This window comes from Streptomyces sp. XM4193, from assembly GCF_023072595.1.
In the GTDB taxonomy this organism is placed as follows: Bacteria; Actinomycetota; Actinomycetes; order Streptomycetales; family Streptomycetaceae; genus Streptomyces.
Genome location: NZ_JALLGK010000001.1, coordinates 1,513,984 through 1,532,835, shown reverse-complemented (window position 1 = coordinate 1,532,835; position 18,852 = coordinate 1,513,984). Strand labels below are relative to the sequence as shown.

General features: G+C 72.9%; 16 protein-coding genes. 12 read left to right on the top strand and 4 right to left on the bottom strand.

The genetic code is table 11. From position 1 onward, the window contains the following. From MTQ01_RS06440 to MTQ01_RS06430, 4 genes are all read left to right on the top strand, one after another. Complete coding sequence (locus tag MTQ01_RS06440) at positions 1-1,596, top strand: acyl-CoA carboxylase subunit beta (RefSeq protein WP_247487310.1); 1,596 nt, start codon at positions 1-3, stop codon at positions 1,594-1,596. 255 nt (positions 1,597-1,851) lie between these two features. After that, positions 1,852-2,055: an acyl-CoA carboxylase subunit epsilon gene (locus MTQ01_RS06435; protein WP_247487308.1), complete on the top strand. Its 204-nt coding sequence runs from the start codon at positions 1,852-1,854 to the stop codon at positions 2,053-2,055. A gap of 203 nt (positions 2,056-2,258) precedes the next feature. Next, positions 2,259-2,390: a morphogenic membrane protein MmpB gene (mmpB, locus tag MTQ01_RS24915; protein ID WP_268980881.1), complete on the top strand. Its 132-nt coding sequence runs from the start codon at positions 2,259-2,261 to the stop codon at positions 2,388-2,390. A gap of 170 nt (positions 2,391-2,560) precedes the next feature. After that, the gene (locus tag MTQ01_RS06430) at positions 2,561-3,169 is read left to right on the top strand and encodes a nucleoside triphosphate pyrophosphatase (RefSeq protein WP_247487306.1); all 609 of its coding nucleotides are present in this window, start codon (positions 2,561-2,563) and stop codon (positions 3,167-3,169) included. 142 nt (positions 3,170-3,311) lie between these two features. Here MTQ01_RS06430 and MTQ01_RS06425 read toward each other — a convergent pair whose 3' ends face one another. Continuing rightward, positions 3,312-3,848 carry a hypothetical protein gene (locus MTQ01_RS06425; protein WP_247487304.1) on the bottom strand — a complete coding sequence of 179 codons (537 nt, stop codon included), beginning with the start codon at positions 3,846-3,848 and terminating at the stop codon, positions 3,312-3,314. A gap of 533 nt (positions 3,849-4,381) precedes the next feature. Here MTQ01_RS06425 and MTQ01_RS06420 point away from each other — a divergent pair. Further along, on the top strand, positions 4,382-6,160 hold the full coding sequence (locus MTQ01_RS06420; protein ID WP_247487303.1) for a biotin carboxylase N-terminal domain-containing protein: 1,779 nt from the start codon (positions 4,382-4,384) through the stop codon (positions 6,158-6,160). A gap of 376 nt (positions 6,161-6,536) precedes the next feature. Here the strand turns inward: MTQ01_RS06420 and MTQ01_RS06415 are convergent, their stop codons facing one another. Both MTQ01_RS06415 and MTQ01_RS06410 read right to left on the bottom strand, forming a co-directional pair. Next, entirely contained in the window at positions 6,537-7,457 is a 921-nt protein-coding gene (locus MTQ01_RS06415; RefSeq protein ID WP_247487301.1) for a DeoR/GlpR family DNA-binding transcription regulator, read from the bottom strand. Between the two features lie 206 nt (positions 7,458-7,663). Continuing rightward, entirely contained in the window at positions 7,664-9,094 is a 1,431-nt protein-coding gene (locus MTQ01_RS06410) for an NAD(P)H-quinone dehydrogenase (RefSeq protein WP_247487790.1), read from the bottom strand. 174 nt (positions 9,095-9,268) lie between these two features. Here MTQ01_RS06410 and MTQ01_RS06405 point away from each other — a divergent pair, with 174 nt between their 5' ends. The 3 genes from MTQ01_RS06405 to MTQ01_RS06395 all read left to right on the top strand — a co-directional run bounded on the left by MTQ01_RS06405 (position 9,269) and on the right by MTQ01_RS06395 (position 12,777). Next, on the top strand, positions 9,269-9,706 hold the full coding sequence (locus MTQ01_RS06405; RefSeq protein WP_211039112.1) for a gamma-glutamylcyclotransferase: 438 nt from the start codon (positions 9,269-9,271) through the stop codon (positions 9,704-9,706). A 292-nt stretch (positions 9,707-9,998) separates the two neighbouring features. After that, on the top strand, positions 9,999-10,811 hold the full coding sequence (locus tag MTQ01_RS06400; protein WP_247487299.1) for a purine-nucleoside phosphorylase: 813 nt from the start codon (positions 9,999-10,001) through the stop codon (positions 10,809-10,811). 247 nt (positions 10,812-11,058) lie between these two features. Then, the gene (locus tag MTQ01_RS06395; RefSeq protein WP_247487297.1) at positions 11,059-12,777 is read left to right on the top strand and encodes a phospho-sugar mutase; all 1,719 of its coding nucleotides are present in this window, start codon (positions 11,059-11,061) and stop codon (positions 12,775-12,777) included. A 90-nt stretch (positions 12,778-12,867) separates the two neighbouring features. Here MTQ01_RS06395 and MTQ01_RS06390 read toward each other — a convergent pair whose 3' ends face one another. Continuing rightward, a complete protein-coding gene (locus tag MTQ01_RS06390; RefSeq protein WP_247487295.1) occupies positions 12,868-13,488 on the bottom strand; it encodes a PH domain-containing protein in 621 nt (206 codons plus the stop codon). Positions 13,489-13,612: 124 nt separating this feature from the next. Between MTQ01_RS06390 and MTQ01_RS06385 the strand changes: the two genes are divergently transcribed. The 4 genes from MTQ01_RS06385 to MTQ01_RS06370 all read left to right on the top strand — a co-directional run bounded on the left by MTQ01_RS06385 (position 13,613) and on the right by MTQ01_RS06370 (position 18,588). Further along, positions 13,613-15,013 (top strand): histidine kinase, encoded by a 1,401-nt coding sequence (locus MTQ01_RS06385; RefSeq protein ID WP_247487294.1) that lies wholly within the window; start codon positions 13,613-13,615, stop codon positions 15,011-15,013. A gap of 80 nt (positions 15,014-15,093) precedes the next feature. Then, positions 15,094-16,077: a deoxyribose-phosphate aldolase gene (gene deoC, locus MTQ01_RS06380; protein ID WP_247487788.1), complete on the top strand. Its 984-nt coding sequence runs from the start codon at positions 15,094-15,096 to the stop codon at positions 16,075-16,077. 8 nt (positions 16,078-16,085) lie between these two features. Then, positions 16,086-17,516, top strand: a complete 1,431-nt coding sequence (locus MTQ01_RS06375) for an aldehyde dehydrogenase family protein (protein WP_247487292.1) — start codon at positions 16,086-16,088, stop codon at positions 17,514-17,516. Further along, a complete protein-coding gene (locus MTQ01_RS06370; protein WP_247487289.1) occupies positions 17,509-18,588 on the top strand; it encodes an aldehyde dehydrogenase family protein in 1,080 nt (359 codons plus the stop codon). The genes MTQ01_RS06375 and MTQ01_RS06370 overlap by 8 nt, the downstream gene beginning before the upstream one ends. Positions 18,589-18,852: the final 264 nt, after the last annotated feature.

Here is an 18,852-nt window from a genome sequence, read left to right as displayed (position 1 = left end):
GTGTCCGAGCAGGAAACAACGCCCGACATCCACACGACGGCCGGCAAGATCGCCGACTTCCGGCGTCGTTCGGAGGAGGCCGTCCACGCGGGCTCGCAGCGCGCGGTGGAGAAGCAGCACGCCAAGGGCAAGCTGACGGCCCGCGAGCGGGTGGAACTCCTGCTGGACGAGGGCTCGTTCACCGAGCTGGACGAGTTCGCCCGGCACCGCTCGACCAACTTCGGCCTGGAGCAGAACCGCCCGTACGGGGACGGGGTCGTCACCGGCTACGGCACGGTGGACGGCCGCCCGGTGGCGGTCTACTCCCAGGACTTCACCATTTTCGGCGGTTCGCTCGGCGAGGTCTACGGCGAGAAGATCGTCAAGGTGATGGACTTCGCGCTGCGCACCGGCTGTCCGATCATCGGCATCAACGACGGCGGCGGCGCACGCATCCAGGAGGGCGTCGCGGCGCTCGGCCTCTTCGCGGAGATCTTCCGGCGAAACGTTCACGCCTCTGGCGTCGTCCCGCAGATCTCGCTGGTCGTCGGTCCCTGCGCGGGTGGCGCGGTCTACTCGCCCGCGATCACCGACTTCACGGTGATGGTCGACCAGACCTCGCACATGTTCATCACCGGCCCGGACGTCATCAAGACCGTCACCGGTGAGGACGTTGGCTTCGAGGAGCTCGGCGGCGCGCGCACGCACAACACCACCTCCGGTGTGGCGCACCACATGGCGGGCGACGAGAAGGACGCGATCGAGTACGTCAAGACCCTGCTGTCCTACCTGCCGTCCAACAACCTCTCCGAGCCGCCCGCCTTCCCCGACGAGGCGGACCTGGATACCTCCGAGCGCGATCTGGAGCTGGACGTCCTCATCCCGGACTCCGCGAACCAGCCGTACGACATGCACTCCGTCATCGAACACGTCCTGGACGACGGGGAGTTCCTGGAGACGCAGGCTCTCTTCGCGCCCAACATCGTCACCGGCTTCGGGCGGGTCGAGGGCCGGTCGGTGGGCGTCGTCGCCAACCAGCCGATGCAGTTCGCCGGCTGCCTGGACATCGACGCCAGCGAGAAGGCGGCGCGGTTCGTACGGACCTGCGACGCCTTCAACGTGCCGGTGCTGACCTTCGTGGACGTGCCCGGCTTCCTGCCCGGCACGGAGCAGGAGTTCCAGGGCATCATCCGGCGCGGCGCCAAGCTGATCTTCGCCTACGCCGAGGCGACCGTGCCGCTGATCACCGTCATCACCCGCAAGGCGTTCGGCGGCGCTTACGACGTGATGGGCTCCAAGCACCTGGGCGCGGACCTCAACTTCGCCTGGCCGACGGCCCAGATCGCGGTCATGGGCGCCCAGGGCGCGGTCAACATCCTGCACCGCCGCCGGCTCGCCGCCGTCGAGGACGAGACCGAGCGCGAGCAGCTGCGGGCCCAGCTGACCCAGGAGTACGAGGAGTACCTCCTCAACCCGTACGTCGCCGCCGAGCGCGGTTACGTCGATGCCGTGGTGATGCCCTCCGAAACCAGGCGGCACATCACCCGCGGACTGCGCTCGCTCAGCAACAAGCGGGAGCAGCTGCCGCCCAAGAAGCACGGCAACATCCCGCTGTAGCGGGCGCAGCCGGGCGGGCGGCGGGCGCGGGCGCGGCGGTCGGCGGGCAGTGGCCGGGCGGCGGGCGCGGCGCGGCGGGGGCGGGCAGCAAACGGGCGGGCGCGCGGGCGTACCCGGGCGTCCGGCGGGTAGGTCTCGTACACCCGGGAGCCCTGGCGCCCCCGGGAAGCGGTGTCGCAGCTCGCAGGCGGCGCCGCGCGGCCGGTACCGGACACGCAGAACCGAGGACGACGAGCCGAACGCAGGGAGACCGCGATGATCAAGGTCGTACGGGGCAACCCGACACCCGAGGAGCTGGCCGCCGCGCTGGCAGTGGTCCAGGCGCGCGCCGCAGCAGCGGCGGCGGTCGAGGAGGGTGCGGACGACCCCTCCGAGTGGTCGGATCCGGCGCGGCTGGTCCCGCGGCGCGTACCCGAGCCCGGGCCGCGCGCCTGGCGCACCACGTACTGGCCCGCGTAACCGCCACCGGCGAACCGGGCCGTCCCGCGGACGTCACGGCCCGGTTCGCCGCTCGCAGCACCGGATTTCGCTGCGTGCACCGGGCAACCACGTCGTCCGTCCCGTTACGGGCGGTTGAGCCGCCCCTGCCGGGCGGGATCCGGGCCCGCGCCTGAGTACGCGTACTCAGGCGCGGCGGCTCGCCGAGGGGCACGCTGGTGCACATGCTCTGGTCCGACCCCCCACCCGAGGGCCCCTCGAAGCGACTGCTCGCCGTGCAGCAGCGTCTCCACCGGGCGGCCTGGCTGCTCGCCGCGGTGATCTTCACCGTGATGCTGGTGCTCGGCGTCCGCTGACCGCTCGCTCCCGCACGCCCGCACAGCCCACGCAGCCCACGCAGCCCGCACAGCCCACGCAGTCCACGCAGCCCGGCACCTCACCGTCGCGGCGTCACCGCCCCGCGGGGTTGCCGGGGCGGCACCGGGCCGTGGGTCGGGGCGCGTACGGCCGGTTCTACGATGGCGGCATGAGCGCTGCCGCCCGACGTCTCGTCCTGGCCTCCAAGTCCCCCGCCCGCCTCGGCCTGTTGCGGCAGGCCGGCTTCGCGCCCGAGGTCATCGTCAGCGGGGTCGACGAGGACGCGCTGGACGCACCCACCCCGGGCGAGCTCGCACTGGTGCTCGCCGAGGCGAAGGCCGAGGCGGTGGCCGCACGCGAGGCCGCGGCCGGAGCGCTGGTGGTCGGCTGCGATTCGGTGCTGGAGCTGGACGGTCGCGCGCTGGGCAAGCCGGACGACGCCGAGGACGCCGTCGCACGCTGGAAGTCCATGCGCGGTCGCAGCGGGGTGCTCCGGACCGGTCACTGCGTGATCGACACCGCGGACGGCCGCCGCGCCGCGGCCACCGCGTCCACGACGGTGCGCTTCGGTGAACCGAGCGACGCGGAGATCGCGGCGTACGTGGCGACGGGCGAACCGCTGCACGTGGCGGGGGCCTTCACCCTCGACGGCCGTTCCGCCCCCTTCGTGGACGGGATCGACGGGGACCACGGCAACGTCATCGGGCTCTCGCTGCCGCTGCTGCGACGGCTCCTGACCGAGCTGGACCTCTCGGTCACCGATCTCTGGGCCCACTGAGCCGCACGGCTCCCCCGCAGGGCGCCGCCCGCCGCGCCGTACGCTCCGGCCCGGCCCGGCCCCGTTCACCGCGGCGCAAGGCCCGTACCTCGGCCGGGAGTTCGACTCGGCGAGTCAACGACTCCCGACTCCCGGCTGCGATTCAGGCGACCGGGCTCGGCCCCGCCGGGCGCGACGGCACACCGGAACCGGAGACCTCCGGGCCGGACGCCTCCGGGCCGGAGGACACCGACCCGGACGAGTCCGGGTCGGTCGGGCCCGAAGCGGAGGCGGGCGCTCGGGGCCCGGGCGGGGAGTGCTCCAGCAGCGTCCAGACCAGCAGACCGAGCACCGTCGCCGGCACCAGGAACGTTCCCCAGCCGACGAGGGCGACGGCGAGGACCGCGAGGACACCGTGAGTGACCGCGCAGGCGATCAGTGCGATCCGCACGGCAGAGCCGAGGGGGCGGTCCCGCAACCCGGCGCGCAGCACCAGCAGCGCGCAGAGGGCCAGACCGAGGCCGAGCAGCGCCCCCGCACCACGGGTCACGAGCGCGAGCGTTCCCGGGCCGATCCCGTCCAGGGACATCTCCTGCCGCTGGAGGAAGACGGCCAACACCCAGAGCAGGGTGGCGAGTACGACGCCCTCCACCAGCAGGGCGACTGCTGTCACGATCGCTGTCGCGCGCCTCTGACTCATCCGGAACCTGCCCAACTTCCGTACTGTTACCGCGAGTACGCCCGCTGCGACCGGCACGCTACTAGCGGGTAGTGCGGGCGGCAAGACCACAAGCCGCACCTTCCGGCCGGCAGAGCATCCCCCGGACCGCGCCCGGCGCCGGCGGTACCGCGCGCCGCACCCCACCGCGCCCGACCGTCGGCCGACCTCTCGCCCGAACCTCGCCAAGCCCTCTCCCCGACCCGCGCCGAACCCCCACCAAACCCCTCGTCCACACCCTCGGCCGAATCGCGCGACCGCAAAGAACCGGCTTCCTCTTCGTGGGAATTCCACAAAAAGCACCGCTCTTCGCCAACGCCAATCTGCCGGAAGTCCCACCCGGCCTCGACAGCGGGCGGCGAACACTGAAGGGCGGCGTACCTTGGTACACAAGGGATTTGAGTCCCGCTCTGGCCCGTTGCCACCGCTCGTGTGGGCAAGCTCACGCCCTGGGGTGGCTCTGCGCGCGGTGTTGCCAGTACCTAAACTCAGCTTGTTTCACGGAGGGAGCCATCGTGCGCAAGGTGCTCATCGCCAACCGAGGCGAAATTGCTGTCCGCGTAGCCCGTGCCTGCCGGGACGCCGGGATCGCGAGCGTAGCCGTCTACGCGGAGCCGGACCGGGACGCACTGCACGTGCGCGCGGCCGACGAGGCATTCGCCCTGGGCGGTGACACCCCCGCGGCCAGCTACCTGGACATCTCCAAGGTGCTCAAGGCGGCGAAGGACTCCGGCGCCGACGCCATCCACCCCGGCTACGGCTTCCTCTCCGAGAACGCCGACTTCGCCCAGGCCGTGCTCGACGCCGGCCTCACCTGGATCGGCCCGCCCCCGCAGGCGATCCGCGACCTCGGCGACAAGGTCGCAGCGCGGCACATCGCCCAGCGGGCCGGCGCGCCTCTGGTCGCCGGCACCAAGGACCCGGTCGCCGGTGCGGACGAGGTCGTGGCCTTCGCCGAGGAGCACGGCCTGCCGATCGCCATCAAGGCCGCCTTCGGCGGCGGTGGCCGCGGTCTGAAGGTCGCCCGCGAACTCACCGAGGTCGCCGAGCTGTACGACTCCGCGGTGCGCGAGGCGGTGTCGGCCTTCGGGCGCGGCGAGTGCTTCGTCGAGCGCTACCTCGACCGGCCGCGCCACGTGGAGACCCAGTGCCTGGCGGACACCCACGGCAACGTCGTGGTCGTCTCCACCCGTGACTGCTCCCTCCAGCGCCGCCACCAGAAGCTGGTCGAGGAGGCCCCCGCGCCGTTCCTGACCGAGGAGCAGAACGCCGAGCTGTACCGGGCGTCCAAGGCCATCCTGCGCGAGGCCGGCTACGTCGGCGCCGGCACCTGCGAGTTCCTCGTCGGCCAGGACGGGACGATCTCCTTCCTGGAGGTCAACACCCGTCTCCAGGTGGAGCACCCGGTCACCGAGGAGGTCACCGGCATCGACCTGGTGCGCGAGATGTTCCGCATCGCCGACGGCGAGGAGCTCGGCTACGACGACCCGCCGCTGCGCGGTCACTCCTTCGAGTTCCGGATCAACGGCGAGGACCCGGGCCGCAACTTCCTGCCCGCCCCCGGCACCGTCACGACCTTCGCCCCGCCCTCCGGCCCGGGCGTGCGCCTGGACGCGGGCGTGGAGTCGGGCAGCGTCATCGGCCCGGCCTGGGACTCCCTGCTCGCCAAGCTCGTCGTCACCGGCGCCACCCGCCGCCAGGCGCTCCAGCGCGCTGCCCGTGCGCTGGCCGAGTTCCAGGTCGAGGGCATGGCGACCGCCATCCCCTTCCACCGCAAGGTCGTGGCCGACGCCGCCTTCGCCCCCGAACTGACCGGCAGCGAGAAGGCGTTCACCGTCCACACCCGGTGGATCGAGACCGAGTTCGTCAACGACATTCCGCCGTTCGCCGCCCCGGGCGGCGAGGACGAGGACGGCGAGTTCAGCCGCGAGACCGTGGTGGTGGAGGTCGGCGGCAAGCGGCTGGAGGTCTCGCTCCCGTCCTCGCTCGGCATGCCCCTCGCCCGCGCCGCGGTCGCAGGCGGCGCCAAGCCCGCACGCCGCAAGGCCGGCAAGAAGTCCGGCGGTTCGGCCGCCTCCGGCGACGCGCTCGCCTCACCCATGCAGGGCACCATCGTCAAGGTGGCGGTCGAGGAGGGCCAGCAGGTCGAGGAGGGCGAGCTGATCGTCGTCCTGGAGGCCATGAAGATGGAGCAGCCGCTGAACGCGCACCGCGCCGGCACCGTCAAGGGGCTCGCGGCGGAGGTCGGCGGTTCCCTCTCCTCCGGCACGGTCATCTGCGAGATCAAGGACTGACGCTTCCGTAAGCCGTCCGCCGTACGGAAGTTGCCCAGGCGCAGCCGTACGGCGAGCCGGTGTCGGGCGACCGCCGTACGGCGATCCGCGTATCTCGGGCACACCAGGCGTCCCGCCGTAGGGCAATCGACCTACGGCGGGGCGCCTGCGCTGTTGCGGGCGCCGTCCCGAGTACGGCAGTTGCCGGAGCACACCCGTCCCGCGGCTCCGGGCCCGGCTCCGGCCCAACTCCCGCCCACGCCGTGCGAACCGCGCTTCCCGCCCACCGACCGGCTCACGACGTACGGCTCGCGACGAACGGCTCACGACGTACGGCGGCGCGGGCGAATCGCCCGCGCCGCACCGGCAGTTGTGTCTCCGCGGTCCGCGCTCGCGGTCAGCGTCTGCGGTGGCCCAGATCCGCGACCTGGGCCGCGGCCCCCGCCACCCGGAGCGCCGAACCGCCGCCGCCCCCCAGGGGGTTGCGGCGCTGCTCCGGCAGCGCCTCCCGGCGCGCGCTGCCGCCCTCCGGGGCCGAGGGGCCGGCGATGGCGATCTGCACGCCCTGGTCCGCCAGTGCCTGGAGCTCCGCGCCGGCGCGGTCCTCGCCGCTCTGCGGGTCGTCCGTGACCAGATGGGTGATGAGATCGGTCGGCACCGTCTGGAACATCGTGTCCGTGCCCAGCTTCGAGTGGTCGGCCAGTACGACCACCTCCGCCGCCGCCTGGACCAGCGCACGATCGACGCTGGCGGAGAGCATGTTGGAGGTGGACAGACCGCGCTCGGCCGTCAGTCCGCTGCCGGAGAGGAAGGCGCGCGAGACCCGCAGCCCCTGGAGCGACTGCTCGGCGCCGCTGCCCACGAGTGCGTAGTTGGAGCCGCGCAGCGTGCCCCCGGTCATCACCACCTCGACGCGGTTGGCGTGCGCCAGTGCCTGCGCGACGAGCAGGGAGTTGGTGACCACGGTCAGGCCGGGCACCCGGGCGAGTCTGCGGGCGAGCTCCTGGGTGGTCGTACCCGCGCCCACCACCACGGCCTCGCCCTCGCGCACGAGACCGGCCGCCACCTCGGCGATGGCGGTCTTCTCCGCGGTCGCGAGATGCGATTTGTGCGGGAAACCGGACTCCCTGGTGAACCCACCGGGCAGGACCGCACCGCCGTGACGGCGGTCCAGCAGCCCTTCCGCCTCCAGCGCGCGGACATCCCGGCGCACGGTGACTTCTGAGGTCTGGACGACTCGGGCAAGCTCACGGAGCGACACGGCCCCGTTCGCCCGCACCATTTCGAGGATCAATTGACGACGTTCTGCTGCGAACACAGAACAGACCGTAACGCGAACGACCGTCTGCTTTCAGCGGATTGCCGCGATTTACCGAAGTTGTTCGCCTCTGCTTCGACTGCGTGGTATACGCCCGGTCCGGCGTTGTACAACTACCCACCGCCGCTGCCCGTTCACCGTCGAAAAACGCCCCGACCCGGGCCCGGAACGGGCGGGTCGGGGCGCCTGACGGGCGCTGAACGGGCTCAGCCCTGGGCGGCCTTGGTGGTGTGCAGCTGCCGGGCGACCTCACCGATCGAACCCGAGAGCGAGGGGTACACGGTGAAGGTGTTGGCCATCTGCTCGACCGTCAGATTGTTGTCCACCGCGATCGCCAGCGAGTGGATCAGCTCGCTCGCACGCGGCGAGACGACCACACCGCCGACCACGATGCCGGTGCCGGGACGGCAGAAGAGCTTCACGAACCCGTCCCGCACGCCCTGCATCTTCGCCCGCGGATTGCGCAGCAGCGGCAGCTTGACCGCACGCGCCACGATCAGCCCGGAGTCGATGTCGGCCTGGCTGTAGCCGACGGTGGCGATCTCGGGGTCGGTGAAGATGTTCGCCGAGACCGTGCGCAGGTTCAGCGGCGCGACCGTCTCGCCGAGGATGTGGTACATCGCGATGCGGCCCTGCATCGCGGCCACCGAGGCGAGCGCGAAGATGCCGGTGCAGTCGCCGGCCGCGTAGACCCCGGGCGCGCTGGTGCGCGAGACCTTGTCCGTCCAGATGTGCCCGGAGTCCTTCAGCCGGACCCCGGCCTCCTCCAGGCCGATCCCCTCGGTGTTGGGGATCGCTCCGACCGCCATGAGGCAGTGCGTGCCGGTGATCACCCGGCCGTCGGAGAGCGTGACCTCGACCCGGTCGCCGACCCGCTTGGCGGAGGCGGCGCGCGAGCGGCTCATCACGTTCATCCCGCGGCGGCGGAAGACGTCCTCCAGCACGGCCGCGGCGTCTGGGTCCTCGCCCGGCAGCACCCGGTCGCGCGAGGAGACCAGCGTGACCCGCGAACCCAGCGCCTGGTACGCCCCCGCGAACTCGGCGCCGGTGACGCCCGAGCCGACGACGATCAGCTCCTCCGGAAGCGTGTCGAGGTCGTAGACCTGGGTCCAGTTGAGGATGCGCTCCCCGTCGGGCTGGGCGTCCGGGATCTCCCGGGGGTGGCCACCGGTGGCGATCAGCACGGCGTCGGCGGTCAGCCGCTGCTCGGTGCCGTCGGCGGCGGTGACGACGACCTCGCGGGAGCCGTCCGGCGCCTGAGTGGGCTCCAGCCGCCCGTGGCCGCGCAGGATGCGGGCGCCGGCCCGGGTGACGGAGGCGGTGATGTCGTGCGACTGGGCGAGTGCCAGCCGCTTGACCCGTCGGTTGACCTTGCCGAGATCGACCCCGATCCCGCTCTCCTGTGCGGCGTCACCGACAGTGATCCCCAACTCCTGGTGCGAGGACTCGAAGTTGGTCATCACCTCCGCGGTGGCGATGAGGGTCTTGGACGGCACGCAGTCGGTCAGCACCGACGCCCCGCCCAGACCGTCGCAGTCGACGACGGTCACCTCCGCCCCGAGCTGCGCCGCCACCAGTGCAGCCTCGTATCCGCCAGGTCCGCCGCCGATAATCACGATCCGAGTCACATACTCCAGTGTCTCGTACGGCGGCGGCGGCCGGGCCCCCGCCCCCCGACGACGCGCCGCGTCACGGAGCGTGTTCGTCGACCCGCGCTCAAGGGCGGCGAGGACCCGACCCGAGGAGGGGCGGTGCCATTTCGAACCCTCGCAGCCCACCCGCCGGGGCCGCGCTCCCGTACTCTCTAAGCCATGTCGCTCTACGCCGCATACGCCGGGAACCTCGATCCCCGGCTGATGTCCCGCCGGGCTCCGCACTCCCCACTGCGGGGTACGGGCTGGATCACCGGTTGGCGCCTGACCTTCGGCGGCGAACACATGGGCTGGGAAGGCGCGCTCGCCACTCTGGTCGAGGCGCCCCGGTCCGAGGTCTTCGTCGCCCTCTACGACATCGCCCCGCTCGACGAGGACGCGATGGACCGCTGGGAGGGCGTCGGCCTCGACATCTACCGGCGGATGCGGATCAAGGTGCACACGCTCGACGGCGACCTGCCGGCCTGGGTGTACGTGCTCAACGGCTACGAGGGCGGGCTGCCCTCGCCGCGCTACCTCGGCGAGCTGGCGGACGCGGCGGAGTCCGCCGGAGCACCGCACGACTATGTGACGGAGCTGCGCAAGCGCCCCTGCTGAACCGCCGGCCTCCCGCGCACACCGAACCGGCCCCGGCGGTGCAGCCCGTACGGGCACCGACCGCGCCCGTCCCGACGCCCGTACGCGCACCGGACGCAAGCCGACACCCGTACGACCGCCGGCCGCCCACCGGCACCCGCGGTCCGGAGCCCGGACACCCCCTGCGCCCACTGCGCCCAGGGCGGAGCCCCGCGCCGCGGATCGTACGAACGCCGAGCCCCCGACCTGTGTTTTCACCCCCAGTCGCACACGGCTTCTACGCGCGTAGCCGCTTTCGCGTTACCCTCGTCGGGTGAACGCATCCGACATCTCCACCGACCCGACCGGGGCAGCCGACGCGGCTGCCGCCCGGCTGCGCGAGCTGACCGGCGCGCAGACCCACGACGTCGCCCTGGTCATGGGCTCCGGCTGGGTGCCGGCCGCCGAGGCGCTGGGCGCGCCCGAGCTGGAGTTCCCGATCACGGAGCTGCCCGGTTTCCCGCCGCCCGCCGTCGCCGGCCACTCGGGCAAGGTGCGCTCGTACAAGGTGGGCGAGAAGCGCGCGCTGGTCTTCCTCGGCCGCACCCACTACTACGAGGGCCGCGGCGTCGCCGCCGTCGCCCACGGAGTGCGCACCGCGGTGGCCGCCGGCTGCAAGACGATCGTGCTCACCAACGGCTGCGGCGGGCTGCGCGCCGGGATGCGTCCCGGTCAGCCGGTGCTGATCAGCGACCATCTGAACCTCACCGCCGCCTCCCCCATCGTCGGCGCGAACTTCGTCGACCTCACCGACCTCTACTCGCCGCGGCTGCGCGCGCTGTGCCAGGAGATCGACCCCACCCTGGAGGAGGGCGTCTACGCCCAGCTGCCCGGCCCGCACTACGAGACGCCCGCCGAGGTCCAGATGACCCGCGTGCTCGGCGGCGACCTGGTCGGGATGTCGACCGTGCTGGAGGCCATCGCGGCCCGCGAGGCCGGTGCCGAGGTGCTGGGCATCTCGCTGGTCACCAACCTCGCCGCCGGAATGACCGGAGAGCCGCTCAACCACGAGGAGGTGCTCCAGGCAGGCCGCGACTCCGCCAGCCGCATGGGCAGCCTGCTCGCCCAGGTGCTCGGCCGGATCTGATCCGCGTCCGGACCCCGCAGGTCCCGCCGTGCTCCGGACCGGGCGGGTCCCGTCCCCGTCGGCCCCGTGCCGGTTCGGGTCCCGCCGGTTCGGGTCCCGCCGGTTCGGGAACGGGTGGACGTGGAACCCGGTGACGGTCGGACCGCCCCAGGCGTCGCGTCGCCACCGACCGACCGGCCCGCGGGCGTCCGCACCACGAACGGGCCGGCTCCCGTGCCGGCCACCACCACCCCGAGAGGCAACGAACGTGACCGTGCAGGACGACGAGCTCTTCGCGCAGGCGCGCGCCTGGCTGGCCGAAGACCCGGACCCGGACACCAGGGCGGAGCTCGCCGCCCTGCTGGAGGCTGCCGAGGCGACCGACGGCACGGCGGTGCAGCCGCAGGCCAGGCTCGCCGAACGCTTCGCCGGGACACTGCAGTTCGGCACCGCCGGGCTGCGCGGCGAGCTGGGCGCCGGCCCGATGCGGATGAACCGCTCGGTCGTCGTCCGGGCCGCCGCGGGCCTGGCCCGGTACCTGGTCGCCGAGGGCGCGACCACCGCGCCCGCCGAGAGCCCCGGACTCGTCGTCATCGGTTACGACGCCCGCCACAAGAGCGCCGACTTCGCCCGGGACACCGCTGCGGTGATGGTCGGCGCGGGCCTGCGGGCCGCTCTGCTGCCCAGGCCGCTGCCCACCCCGGTGCTGGCGTTCGCGATCCGCCACCTCGGCGCGGTCGCCGGCGTCATGGTCACCGCGAGCCACAACCCGCCGCGCGACAACGGCTACAAGGTCTATCTCGGCGACGGCGCCCAGATCGTGCCGCCCGCCGACGCCGGCATCGCCGCACGCATCGCCTCCGTCGGCAGTCTCGCGGAGGTTCCGCTGGCCGAGGGCGGCGGTGAGGTGCTCGGCGAGGAGCTGGTGGAGGCGTACCTGGCCCGTGCGCTCACCGTGGTGGACCCCGGCTCGCCGCGCGAGCTGCGGATCGTCCACACCGCACTGCACGGTGTCGGCGGCGAGCTGGTCGGCGACGCCTTCGTGCGCGCCGGCTTCCCCGAGCCCGTACCCGTCGCCGAACAGGCCGCACCCGACCCGGACTTCCCCACTGTCGCCTTCCCCAACCCGGAGGAGCCCGGCGCGATGGACCTGGCGTACGCCACGGCGCGCGCCGCAGCGGACTCCGGCGGCCCGGTGGACCTCGTACTCGCCAACGACCCCGACGCGGACCGCTGCGCGGTTGCCGTCCCGGACGCCGAGGCGCCGGACGGCTGGCGGATGCTGCACGGCGACGAGGTGGGCGCGCTGCTCGCCGAGCACCTGGTGCGCAAGGGCGTCAGCGGCACCTTCGCCGAATCGATCGTCTCCTCGACGCTGCTCGGCAAGCTCGCCGCCGCCGCCGGGCTGCCGCACGCCGAGACGCTGACCGGCTTCAAGTGGATCTCGCGCGCCCCCGGCCTGCGCTACGGCTACGAGGAGGCGCTCGGCTACTGCGTCGACCCCGAGGGCGTCCGCGACAAGGACGGGATCACCGCCGCGCTGCTGGTCGCCGAACTCGCCGCCGAGCTGCGGCAGAAGGGCAGCACCCTCACCGATCTGCTGGACGAGCTCGCGGTCCGCCACGGCCTGCACGCGACCGACCAGCTCTCGGTGCGCGTCAGCGACCTCTCGCTGATCGCTGCGGGTATGCGGCGGCTGCGCACGGACCCGCCGCGCGCCCTGGCCGGGCTGACCGTCACCGCGGCCGACGATCTGAGCACGGGCAGCGCCGGCCTGCCGCCGACCGACGGACTGCGCTACCAGCTCTCGGGCACGAGCGCGGCACGCGTGATCGTCCGGCCCAGCGGCACCGAGCCGAAGCTCAAGTGCTATCTGGAGGTCGTGGTTCCGGTCGCGGAGCTCGCGGAGCTGCCCGAGGCGCGGGCGAAGGCCGACCAGGTGCTGGCACGGCTGAAGACGGACATCGCCTCGGCCGCGGACATCTAGCGCCCGCGACCGCCCCGCAGCGGCGCACAGCAGCGAGGGGCCGGCCCGACGGGAGTCGGACCGGCCCCTCGCTGCGCGGCGGGGAGGCGGTCAGCCGAGCGCCAGGACGAGCAGCAGCCCGACGGCGCCGACGGCGGCGGGCACGAGGATCTCGTACGCCCAGCGCACGGTGAGCGTGCCGGTGCGCTCGGCGTGCTTGTCGGCCAGCTCCCGCAGCTCGTCCATGGTGGCGTCGGAAGTCGCCCGCAGGGGGCCCGAGTTCTCCGGGTCGTCGCCGCGCAGCGCCGCCATCGCGCCGCGCGGCTTCTTGCCGGCCTCGACCCTGGCGGTGTTGCGCTGGGCCCTCTTGCGGGCCCGCAGCGAGACGGGCACGGACCAGAGCTGGTACGTGTTCCCCTCGGCGACGACCTCGCTGGAGTACCCGGAGCGCAGCGACTCCACCGATCCCCACGGCACGGTGATGGTGCGGAACGGATTGCGCACCCGCAGCCGCTCGTCGCCCGCGAACACCGCGGGGCGCAGCGTGAAGGCGACGATCAGCGGAGCCAGAGCCAGCATCGCGGTCAGCGCGGTCAGCGGTGCACGGCCCTCACCGCGCAGCACCGCGTCGCCGCCGAGCCAGGCCAGGAGCGCCAACATCAGCACCCCTCCCAGCAGCGCGGCTCCCGAGCGGTAGCAGCGGTCCGCGTAGGTCGTCTCCGGAGTGGTCATGGTCCCGATTGTGCCGCACCCCCGGGAGGGCGCGAATCTCAGTCCCGCATCATTCGCACCGCCCCCACCCGGCCCGCTTGTCCCCGCTCCGGCTCCTGCACCATGCTGCTTCCACGCTGCTGACGTGGAGGTACGAGTGGTGCGGTGGTGGCCCGACGGCCGGACCGGACGTTCCGGCGCGGGGAGGCCGGGCCCGTTCGTCCGCCTCGCACCGCGGTCGGCACGGTCCGCTCCGGCCCGCACCCGGCGGTTGTCCTCCGCCGCCGAGACCGCCGTCGTGGTGGTGCCCTCGGCGCTGGAGCTGCTGACGATCCTGAGCTTCGCGAGCGCCTGGGAGCTGGTCTGGCACGTACTGACGGTGGCCGCGCTGCTGTTTCGGCGGCGCTGGCCGCTGGCGGTGTTCGTGCTCACGCTGCCGGTGGCCTTCGACGGCTATCTGCTGATCGCGCCGCTCGCCGCGCTCTACCAGGTGGCCCGGCAGGTACGGCGACGGCGGACGCTCGTCTGCTGCGTACTGCTGCTCTTCGTGGCCGGGCTCGGTCCCTGGCTGCCCACCGAGGAGGAGCCGTTCAACTTCGAGGACGCCCTCTTCGGACTGCTCTCGGCCGCCATGCTCAGCGCCGGCCCGGCCGCCACGGGGCGGCTGGTGCGCACCCGCGCGCAGCTCTCGGACCGCCTGGCGGAGCTGGCCCGCACCCAGGAGCGCGAGCGCGAACTGCTCTCCGAACGCGCAGTCGTCGAGGAACGCGCGCGGCTCGCCCGCGAGATGCACGATCTGGTCTCGCACCGGGTCAGCATGATCTCGCTGCAGGCGGGCGCCCTCCAGGTGACCTCCACCGAGCCGGGCAGCCAGGAGATCGGCCGGACCATCCACGGGCTGAGCGTGAGCACACTGGAGGAGCTGCGGCATCTGGTCGGCGTGCTGCGGGCACCGCGCGGCCGGCAGGGGCTGGCCGAGCTGCCGTCGCTGGTGGAGACCAGTGGGCTGGACGCCCTGTTCGACGACGGTTCGACGGCGCCCGGCGACTGGCCGCCCACGGTCGGCGAAGCCGCGTACCGCACCGTCCAGGAGGCGCTGACCAATGTGCGCAAGTACGCGCCGCAGGCCGCGGTGACGGTGACCCTTTCCACCGGAGCGGCAGGACCGTCGGCGCCGGCCGGGTCGGCGGGGTGCTCCGGTGCCGGTGGACGGGCGCTGGTCGTGGAGATACGCAACTCCCCCGTGGCGCCCGACGGCACACCGTCGCTCCCCGCGGGCGGCAACGGGCTGACCGGTCTGCGCGAGCGCGCCGAACTGCTCGGCGGCACCCTCACCGCCGGCCCGCACGAGGACGGCGGCTTCGTCGTGCGCGCCGTACTGCCGGCCGGTGACTCCGCCGAGGACCCGACCGGCGACCGGACCCCGGAGACCGGCGGGGCTCGGGCAGTCGGCGACACCCCGACGGCAGGCGGGGCCCCGGAGACCGGCGGGGCCGCGGCTTCCCCCTCCGGTTCCGAGCCGGCCGCCCGCGGCTGGGGCGGCTGAGACGCGGGTCATCCCCCGGATCGGATTCGATCCGGGGGATGACAGGTCGCTACGCGCGTAGATATGCTCGTCTGGTGAGCATGCCTCCCGTGACAACCACAGCCACCGCCGGGACCGCCGCGCTGGCCGACGCCACCGCGTCCGACGCCGCACTGCGCCGCTACCTCCACGGCCTGCCCGGTGTCGACGCGGTCGGTCTGGAAGCCCGCGCCGCCACTCTCGGCACCCGTTCCATCAAGACGACGTCCAAGGCGTACGCGATCGATCTGGCGATCTCGATGATCGACCTGACGACGCTGGAGGGCGCCGACACCGCAGGCAAGGTCAGATCGCTGTGCGCCAAGGGCGCCCACCCCGATCCGACCGACCGGCAGACACCGGCGGTCGCCGCGATCTGCGTCTACCCGGACATGGCCGGGATCGCCGCCGAGGCGCTGCGCGGCACCGGGATCAAGGTCGCCTCGGTGGCGACCGCCTTCCCCGCCGGCCGCGCGGCGCTGCCGGTCAAGCTCGCCGACACCCGCGACGCGGTGGCCGCCGGCGCCGACGAGGTCGACATGGTCATCGACCGCGGCGCCTTCCTCTCCGGCCGCTATCTCCAGGTCTTCGAGGAGATCAGGGCCGTCAAGGAGGCGTGCGCCCGCGAGAAGGGCGAGGACGCCCGTCTCAAGGTGATCTTCGAGACCGGCGAGCTGTCCACGTACGACAACATCCGCCGCGTTTCCTGGCTGGCGATGATGGCCGGCGCGGACTTCATCAAGACCTCGACCGGCAAGGTCGCGGTCAACGCGACCCCGGCGAACACGCTGCTGCTGATGGAGGCCGTGCGCGACTACCGCGCCGCGACCGGTGTCCAGATCGGCGTCAAGCCCGCCGGCGGCATCCGGACCTCCAAGGACGCCATCAAGTACCTGGTGATGGTGAACGAGACGCTGGGCGAGGACTGGCTGAGCGGCCGGTGGTTCCGCTTCGGCGCCTCCAGCCTGCTCAACGATCTGCTGATGCAGCGCCAGAAGCTGCGCACCGGGCGCTACTCCGGTCCCGACTACGTGACGGTGGACTGACGACACACATGGCTTTCGACTACGCACCCGCACCTGAGTCCCGGTCGGTCGTCGACATCGCGCCGTCCTACGGGCTGTTCATCGACGGCGAGTTCCGCGAGGCCGCCGACGGCAAGGTCTTCAAGACCGTCTCCCCCGCCAACGAGGAGGTGCTCAGCGAGGTCGCGGACGCCGGTGAGGCGGACGTCGACGCCGCCGTGCGCGCCGCCCGCAGGGCCTTCGTCTCCTGGTCGGCGCTGCCCGGCGCCGAGCGCGGCAAGTACCTCTTCCGGATCGCGCGCATCCTCCAGGAGCGCTCGCGCGAGCTGGCCGTGCTGGAGACGCTGGACAACGGCAAGCCGATCCGCGAGACCCGCGACGCCGATCTCCCCCTGGTCGCCGCGCACTTCTTCTACCACGCGGGCTGGGCCGACAAGCTCTCGCACGCCGGTTACGGCCCCGAGCCGAAGCCGCTGGGCGTGGCCGGGCAGATCATCCCGTGGAACTTCCCGCTGCTGATGCTCGCCTGGAAGATCGCCCCGGCGCTGGCCACCGGCAACACCGTGGTGCTCAAGCCCGCCGAGACGACGCCGCTCTCCGCGCTCTTCTTCGCCGACGTCTGCCGCCAGGCCGGGTTGCCGCGCGGCGTGGTGAACATCCTGACCGGGCACGGCGCCGCCGGCGCGGCCCTGGTCGCCCACCCGGACGTGGACAAGGTCGCCTTCACCGGTTCCACCGCGGTCGGCAAGCAGATCGCCCGCACCGTCGCCGGAACCGACAAGAAGCTCACCCTCGAACTGGGCGGCAAGGGCGCCAACATCGTCTTCGACGACGCCCCCGTCGACCAGGCCGTCGAGGGCATCGTCAACGGCATCTTCTTCAACCAGGGCCAGGTCTGCTGCGCGGGCTCCCGGCTGCTGGTCCAGGAGTCGATCCAGGACGAGCTGCTGGACTCGCTCAAGCGCAGGCTCGGCACGCTGCGGATCGGCGACCCCCTGGACAAGAACACCGACATCGGCGCGATCAACTCCGCCGAGCAGCTGGCCCGCATCACCGCGCTCGCCGAGACCGGTGAGGCGGAGGGCGCCACCCGCTGGTCGCCGGAGTGCGAACTCCCGGGCTCCGGCTACTGGTTCGCACCCACCCTCTTCACCGGGGTCAGCCAGGCGCACACGGTCGCGCGGGACGAGATCTTCGGCCCGGTGCTCTCGGTGCTCACCTTCCGCACCCCCGACGAGGCGGTCGCCAAGGCGAACAACACCCCGTACGGGCTGTCCGCCGGCATCTGGACGGAGAAGGGCTCGCGCATCCTGGCGATGGCGAACCGGCTCCGGGCCGGTGTCGTCTGGGCCAACACGTTCAACAAGTTCGACCCGACCTCGCCGTTCGGCGGCTACAAGGAGTCGGGCTTCGGCCGCGAGGGCGGCAGGCACGGTCTGGAGGCCTACCTCGATGTCTGAGTCGGCAGCGAAGAAGAAGTCAGCCGGGAAGAGCGGACCGGGCGGCGCCGGAAAGCCGGGCAGGTCCGCGAAGGCGGCGGCCGGGAAGTCAGGGCCTGCCAAGTCGGCCACGGCGGCCAAGTCGGCGGACGCGGCCGGGGCTTCGGGACCGGCCGCCGGGAAGCAGTCCTCGCAGGGCGGCTCGGGCGGCGCACCGCGACTGGGCGTGCTGAAGACGTACAAGCTCTTCGTCGGCGGCAAGTTCCCGCGGTCGGAGAGCGGACGGGTGTACGAGGTGACGGACTCCAAGGGTGGTTGGCTCGCCAACGCGCCGCTCTCCTCCCGCAAGGACGCGCGCGACGCGGTCTCCGCCGCCCGCAAGGCGTTCGGCGGCTGGTCGGGGGCGACCGCGTACAACCGCGGTCAGGTGCTCTACCGGGTCGCGGAGATGCTGGAGGGCCGGCGGGAGCAGTTCGCCGCCGAGGTCGCCGACGCCGAGGGGATCGCGCCGGCCGCGGCCGCCGCCCGGGTGGACGCGGCGATCGACCGCTGGGTCTGGTACGCGGGCTGGTCCGACAAGGTCGCGCAGATCGCCGGCGGCGCGAACCCGGTCGCCGGCCCGTACTTCAACCTCTCGACACCCGAACCCACCGGCGTCGTCGCGGTGTTGGCCCCGCAGGAGTCCTCGCTGCTCGGCCTGGTCTCGGTGGTCGCCCCGGCGATCGTCACCGGCAACACGGTCGTGGTCGTCACCTCCGAGCGCTCGCCGCTGCCCGCGCTCTCGCTCGCCGAGGTGCTCGCCACCTCCGACGTGCCGGGCGGCGTGGTCAACGTGCTGTCCGGCCGGGCGGCCGAGCTGGGCCCGCCGCTCGCCTCGCACCAGGACGTCAACGCGATCGATCTCGCCGGCGCGGAGGGGGAGTTGGCGGTGGAGCTGGAGATCGCCGCGGCCGACAACCTCAAGCGTGTACGCCGTCCCGCCCCGGTCGACTGGACCGCGGACCCGGGCACCGAGCGGATGCTGGGATTCCTGGAGACCAAGACGGTCTGGCACCCCACCGGCGCACTCGGCGCCGCCGGCTCGTCGTACTGACCGGCACGGAACCGAGCCGCCACGACCGAGCACCCGGAGCACGCCCCAGGCGCCGCTCCGGGTGCTCGCCACCTCGGCGGCCGCACGCGGCCCGCGGCCGAGGGTACGGGCCGCCCGTCCGGCTCCTCGGGCCCGCCCGGGCGGCCGGTCGCCCACCGGGACTCCGGCAGGGTGTCGCCCGTCGGCCATGACCCGTACGCTGGCCCGGTGATCGGCGTCCGCCCGACCGGAGACGTCTCGTCGAGACGGGTTTCCGGGGGCGGC

Excerpts from the sequence above, each read along its gene's own strand:
- MTQ01_RS06430 (WP_247487306.1), top strand. The coding sequence starts at position 2,561 with ATGAGCGCTGCCGCCCGACGTCTCGTCCTGGCCTCCAAGTCCCCCGCC.
- MTQ01_RS06375 (WP_247487292.1), top strand. The coding sequence starts at position 16,086 with ATGGCTTTCGACTACGCACCCGCACCTGAGTCCCGGTCGGTCGTCGAC.
- mmpB (WP_268980881.1), top strand. The coding sequence starts at position 2,259 with ATGCTCTGGTCCGACCCCCCACCCGAGGGCCCCTCGAAGCGACTGCTC.
- MTQ01_RS06425 (WP_247487304.1), bottom strand. The coding sequence starts at position 3,848 with ATGAGTCAGAGGCGCGCGACAGCGATCGTGACAGCAGTCGCCCTGCTG.
- MTQ01_RS06435 (WP_247487308.1), top strand. The coding sequence starts at position 1,852 with ATGATCAAGGTCGTACGGGGCAACCCGACACCCGAGGAGCTGGCCGCC.
- MTQ01_RS06370 (WP_247487289.1), top strand. The coding sequence starts at position 17,509 with ATGTCTGAGTCGGCAGCGAAGAAGAAGTCAGCCGGGAAGAGCGGACCG.
- deoC (WP_247487788.1), top strand. The coding sequence starts at position 15,094 with ATGCCTCCCGTGACAACCACAGCCACCGCCGGGACCGCCGCGCTGGCC.
- MTQ01_RS06405 (WP_211039112.1), top strand. The coding sequence starts at position 9,269 with ATGTCGCTCTACGCCGCATACGCCGGGAACCTCGATCCCCGGCTGATG.
- MTQ01_RS06390 (WP_247487295.1), bottom strand. The coding sequence starts at position 13,488 with ATGACCACTCCGGAGACGACCTACGCGGACCGCTGCTACCGCTCGGGA.